The 4297-nt window shown below is 61.4% G+C and carries 5 protein-coding genes and 1 pseudogene; 2 read left to right on the forward strand and 4 right to left on the reverse strand.

Annotation, left to right across the window (positions count from 1 at the left end):
• Positions 1-43 precede the first annotated feature (43 nt).
• The 4 genes and pseudogenes from IEW15_RS24865 to IEW15_RS24880 form a co-directional block, all read right to left on the reverse strand.
• Positions 44-310, reverse strand: a pseudogene (locus tag IEW15_RS24865) (P-type conjugative transfer ATPase TrbB); the annotation flags it as partial.
• Positions 311-545: 235 nt separating this feature from the next.
• On the reverse strand, positions 546-1181 hold the full coding sequence (locus IEW15_RS24870) for a hypothetical protein (RefSeq protein ID WP_188583130.1): 636 nt from the start codon (positions 1179-1181) through the stop codon (positions 546-548).
• Between the two features lie 3 nt (positions 1182-1184).
• Complete coding sequence (locus IEW15_RS24875; protein ID WP_188583133.1) at positions 1185-2051, reverse strand: ImmA/IrrE family metallo-endopeptidase; 867 nt, start codon at positions 2049-2051, stop codon at positions 1185-1187.
• A complete protein-coding gene (locus tag IEW15_RS24880) occupies positions 2041-2421 on the reverse strand; it encodes a helix-turn-helix domain-containing protein (RefSeq protein ID WP_188583135.1) in 381 nt (126 codons plus the stop codon). Before IEW15_RS24880 ends, IEW15_RS24875 begins: the two co-directional genes overlap by 11 nt.
• 181 nt (positions 2422-2602) lie before the next feature.
• Between IEW15_RS24880 and IEW15_RS24885 the strand changes: the two genes are divergently transcribed.
• Positions 2603-3055, forward strand: coding sequence for a multiubiquitin domain-containing protein (locus tag IEW15_RS24885; RefSeq protein ID WP_188583137.1), 453 nt, complete (start codon positions 2603-2605; stop codon positions 3053-3055).
• Complete coding sequence (locus tag IEW15_RS24890; protein WP_188583139.1) at positions 3015-4199, forward strand: ThiF family adenylyltransferase; 1185 nt, start codon at positions 3015-3017, stop codon at positions 4197-4199. Before IEW15_RS24885 ends, IEW15_RS24890 begins: the two co-directional genes overlap by 41 nt.
• Positions 4200-4297 lie beyond the last annotated feature (98 nt).

Genomic DNA, 4297 nt, shown 5'->3' on the forward strand with positions numbered 1-4297 from the left:
CCATCAGCGCGCAATCCCGTTGAAACCAACGGAATCATCGCACCGCTCGCACGCTGGGGAAAGTCCGACAGGCTGCTAGGCGCACGATCCGCTCGCCGTCGGCGGCGGACAGGGTCCGGCCGCTATCCTCGAGGCCGCCGGAGAGCCGATCAATCCAGAGCCGGCCGTCGGGATTCAGCATCACCTCGACGATCGACGGGTCTTCGAGAAAGGCGGCGATGGCCGGACCGAGCGCGGTGCGCAGCATGCGCGCACCGCGTGAAAAGGCCTCGGAATGGAGCGGAGCAGCCGCCACGATCGTCCCCGTCATTGGCCAATCGCGACACGCGATTGGCGACGGGGATGATTAGAAGAGGCAATAAATAGGGCGCTTCAACAAGTATTCCGATGGCGTAGCGGCCCAGCGTGGCGCAGAGAAAAAATACTTGCTGCGTGCGGACCAGCCCCCCCTTCGGTAGTAGCGCTGATTGTAAGTTGCCAAGACACGTCAGACAGGATTCGTCGCGATGGGCGGTGCCCATAGGGCCGCCGAGGGAGCTGATCGCCTACTCTTTGAGCTTCTTGGCTTCCGCCAAGAATTGCCGCTGGGACGGTGACATGGCCGGCATCAAGCGTCCGATCTGCCAATCGGCCATTTCCAAAAGCTGCACCTTCTCGCGGTCCCGACGGATGGTCAGTGTGAAGTCGCGAACATCGACTGGGACCCGCACTTTCTCGAAGCGCCAGAGAAGCGTGACGAGCTGCTTGGGTGTGAACGCGCCGCGATCTTGCAGGTAGTCGATGAACGACAGGATGCGGAATTCGGGGTCGGCCTGAGAGAGCGCTACGAGTGCTGTGATCAACCGTTTTTTTCGGGCCTCCTCGATAAGCGCGCGGCGATCACGGCTGACCTTCTTCCGTGTGCCTGCTGCGTCGAGATCTTCGCCGTCATCGCTGGTGGCGCTGATGCCGAACCGGTTGATGCATTCGGACCCGATCTGAAGGCGGGTATCGGTGAACCTGTTCCTGATCTCGAACTGGTAGCGAATATCGGGGTGATCGCAGAGCTCGCAGTCCTCGTTGGGCGCTTCGAGATCATGGAAGCCACCCTCGTAGCGCCACTCGCGCAATGCCACTGCAAGGTCTGATTGCTCGCGGCTGAGAGGCAAGAGGTTCCTGGCAGCGCGCTGAGCCCAGCTCATTGTTTATCTCCGGCGCTTAGATTTCCCCGGCCAAGGAAGATTGCCGTCGAGTTCGCGAAGGCCGTATGTGTCTTCCTCCCAGCGCTTGCGCTCTGCAGGCGGTGGAGGAAGGACTTCATCGTCGAACCAAAGCAGCGTCAGTGTTTGATCCCACTGGCCTAGGTGGCGAACGTCCTCGTAGAGAGCACCGTCGCGGTCCCAATCTTCAAACCACTGGTCAGGCTCAGCTTCCTCGGGGCCATTGGGCGCTGCGCCGGACCGGACACGCGCGCTGTAGGAGTCGCTCGGCAAGTCCATGCCCGGCCTGATCCAGGCCTTGGCGTCGCGGAGTGATGTGGAGCGCGCGCTGTAACGAACCTTGCCATTCTCTGACAGGACGTAGGCGCACAGCTCACGGGAGAAGGTGGCGAAGCGCGATGCCGTCGACATCAACGAGGCGTCGAACTCTTCGGCCAGCTCGCTAATCGCGGCGAAGCCCATGTCGGCCGCATCGACGCGCGGCTTGAACAGCTTGTGGGGAAGGAGAAGTTCCGCCGCGAAAATATCGCAGGCGATTTCACCCTGAGGCCGGCGAGCAAAACTCCAACTCGGAGCCGTATGGTCGGCGGCAATCCCAAGCGCTTCATGGGCCACTTCGTGGCAGACGCTAAACCGCTGGCGCCGGCCGTCATGGAGGCAATTCACGCAAATCCGATACCTGCCGTTCTTGTCGCGGAAGGACCAGGCGTCTTCGTTCTCCTGAAGCGTATCGGCCTTCACCACGCCGCCGATTTGAGCGGCATAAGCGGCGACCGATACTGGGAGGGCGAGAGGACCGCATTTCGCGATGAAGTCGCGCGCCTTCATCGCAACGGCGACCTCATCCATCATCGTCCTCCCTCATAAACTTGCGAATGCGGGCGAGCGAGGTGGCGTAGTCGGGACGAGCGCCCCGGTTCACGACGGTGGTGAGCATGTGGAATTCCTCGGGGGTGACTTCGTCATCGGCCTGTGCGAACTCGGCGAGGCCGGGGTCTATGTTGGGGTGGCTCGCCAGGAAGCGCAGTATTTCGGCGTTGCGCCCTGAGGGCGTCAGACCAGCGATCAGCTTGTCCAAGACCTCGGCCGACGGCGACTCCTTCGCGCCGGTCTCAAGGCGATAGATATAAGCGTGGTCGACGTCGCTCTGCTCCGCGACCGTCCGAAGGCTCCGCCCCCCGCGGAGCGCCTTAAGCCAAACCCCTAACGCGGACTCCGGCATCCGCCCTCCTTGACAGTCGTCACTGTTTCCCTCATTCTGTTGTCCACACAGACAACACGCCCTGAATTGGCTCTCTGCCGGACAGGGCGTTTTTTGGAGCCCCGGCGTTGTCTGGCCGGACACCAAGGTGCCACCCGGCAGGGCGAAACGCAAGCGCCGCGAAAGCGGGGAAAGAAGTAGAATGTCAGTCAATGTCGCGGCGCACCTGGTGCGTATCCATATCGACCGGGTGGCTTACAGCTCGCCCAACCCCACCACCGGCGAAGCGCTCTATGCGCTGGCCGACATCCCGAAGCACGAGAAGCTCTACCGGGAAGTGGAGGGTGACGCGGAGGATGAGATGATCCCGCGTGACGAGACCGTCATCCATCTGACGGCGGACGAGCACTTCTACAGCCAGAAGGTCTTCGAGATCCTCGTCAACGGCGACGACCACGAAATCGAGACCAAGGAGATCACTTACGCTCGCGTGGTCGAGCTCTACCTGGGTAGCGGCGGCAAGCCGTCGAACGAATACCTCGTGAAGTACTCCCATGGGCCCGCTGAAAATCCGAGCGGCACCCTGGCCCCCGGTCAGAAGGTGAGGGTGAAGGATGGCATGCGCTTTCGGGTTGCCGGAACTGGCGAGTCGTAACGCCTTCATCAAGGACTACGAGGAGACGGGGTACCTGATCGATTTCATCGGCGGCTATCTCGTCTTCTTCGGCCTGCCCTACCTTGATCAGGACGGGAAGCTCCAGCACGGCGATTGGGTCAGCCCCGTCGACCTCAACGGCCAAGCGATCGATCCACCGACGAACCACCAAGCATGGTGGCGCGGTAGCCCGCCGCACGACCAGCAGGGTCGCCAGCTCAAACTTGGGGGCGGCGCGGACAAGGTGACGGTCAGCGATGATCTCGTCACTGACTTCTCGTTTTCCTACAAACTGCTCGACGAGAACGGCACGATGCGCCCCTACCGTTCATTCGACGAGAAGGTGCAAACCTATCTCGACACGATCACGGCCCCGGCGCTGGCGGCCTATCCGCAGGCCACGCCGCTGCGCGCGATCGCAGTGAAGGCCGCGTCGCAGTGTTCACCCCTTCGGTATCCGGACACGATGTCATCTCGCTATCACATCAACGACCTGTCGGCCCTGTTGCGCGGCAAGCGCGTGGCGATCATCGGCCTCGGCGGGACGGGCTCGTACATCCTCAACTTCTTGGCGCGGACGCACCTCGCGCAGATCACCCTGTTCGACGATGACAAGGTGCATGTGCACACGATCTTTAGGTTCCCGGGTTTCATCCCGAACGCCATCGGCAGGCTGAAGGTCGAGGTTCTGTCGCAGCATTATGACCAATGGCACAGCGGGATCGAGGGCGTCCCCCAGCGCATCACGGCAGAAAATGTCGAGCGTTTGAAGCACTTCGACTTCGTTTTCGTCTCTGTCGATGATGGACCCGCACGCCGGCTTATCATCGACTGGCTGAGCGCGAATGGCGTGCCTTACGTCGACTGCGGGATGGGTCTGAATCGATCGGCCGTCGGCCTTAGCGGGTTCGTGCGAGTGACGGGAGGCGATCGGAAGGCGTTCGATGACAATGTCGGCACGGTTCGGCTGCCCGTCGAGAACGCCAAGGAGGATGAATATCGCAAACAGGCTCAGATCACCGAGTTGAACGCCTTGAACGCGACCATGGCCGTCATCCGCTTCAAGCAACATTTCGGGCTGCTTGATCGCGAGGACGAGGCGACCTCGTTGATCTTCGACACAGCGACGTTTGAAATCGACTAAGCGAGGCCCGCCTGATGAGAGTCGGACTCAAAACTAATACCCATTGATTTCAAGCCCTTGCGATGAACCGTGCGGTGCGTCGGATGGAGGCGATGAGA

The organism is Tistrella bauzanensis, assembly GCF_014636235.1.
In the GTDB taxonomy this organism is placed as follows: domain Bacteria; phylum Pseudomonadota; class Alphaproteobacteria; order Tistrellales; family Tistrellaceae; genus Tistrella; species Tistrella bauzanensis.